Genomic DNA, 724 nt, shown 5'->3' with positions numbered 1-724 from the left:
CGTTGCGATCGAAGAGAAAAAGCTTGCAAAACGGAGGAGTCCATATATGCGCTGAGGCACGAAGCGCATCGTTCGAGTCATTCACTTACATGGCTATCGAAATTGCCGGAATGTCCCCAATTCATCGGATAAACGCCCTGATCAACGTATCGATGAAAACTCGAATGCGGCCAGTCGACAACTTTTCGTACATAGCCATGCTTGACAGGATTCCAATGGATGTAATCCATGTGGTTGTTAAAATCGGCTTGGTCGCATAATAAACGCGCCCAGAATCGGCGCTGCCACAAACCGCGTTCCCGACGCTTGCTCCGGCTTGAGGAAATTCTCTCGCCTTGCGGTATGGCACGGGAAAAATGACCTTTGAGAAGATTCCAGCACATGGAAAAATCCCTGTCTCCAGGAGGTAATGTTCAGATACAGTGCAGGTGGTCAGGCATGATAACGACGGCATTGATCCGGTAAGGTTTGCGCTCCTTGACGTAACGAAAAGCGGCTCTCAGCAGATCAATATTTTCTACCAAGAGATAGTTATGCCGGCGTTCGGCAAGATTCACGGTGAAGAACCAGGTTGAGCCAGGAGCGTAGATCCGGCGGTAGTCAGTCATTGGTCTGCCTGATGGTTACTCGAACGATGCGCTTCGTGCCTCAGCGCATATATGGACTCCCCCGTTTTGCAAGCTTTTTCTCTTCGATCGCAACGATCAGTGAACGCAGTTGCTGC

At 50.1% G+C, this 724-nt stretch carries 2 protein-coding genes; both read right to left on the bottom strand.

The genetic code is table 11. The annotated features are described in order from the left end of the window. Positions 1 to 77: 77 nt before the first annotated feature. The gene (locus tag IT781_RS22970; protein WP_370527081.1) at positions 78 to 383 is read right to left on the bottom strand and encodes a transposase; all 306 of its coding nucleotides are present in this window, start codon (positions 381 to 383) and stop codon (positions 78 to 80) included. Positions 384 to 413: 30 nt separating this feature from the next. After that, positions 414 to 608 (bottom strand): transposase, encoded by a 195-nt coding sequence (locus tag IT781_RS22965; protein ID WP_370527080.1) that lies wholly within the window; start codon positions 606 to 608, stop codon positions 414 to 416. Between the last annotated feature and the right edge of the window lie 116 nt (positions 609 to 724).

Origin of the sequence: Methylobacter sp. BlB1, from assembly GCF_015476545.1 — a bacterium.
In the GTDB taxonomy this organism is placed as follows: domain Bacteria; phylum Pseudomonadota; class Gammaproteobacteria; order Methylococcales; family Methylomonadaceae; genus Methylobacter.
This window is presented reverse-complemented; position numbering and strand designations above follow the sequence as displayed.

Coding starts and splice junctions, on each gene's coding strand:
- IT781_RS22970 (WP_370527081.1), bottom strand. CDS start 383: ATGTGCTGGAATCTTCTCAAAGGTCATTTTTCCCGTGCCATACCGCAA.
- IT781_RS22965 (WP_370527080.1), bottom strand. CDS start 608: ATGACTGACTACCGCCGGATCTACGCTCCTGGCTCAACCTGGTTCTTC.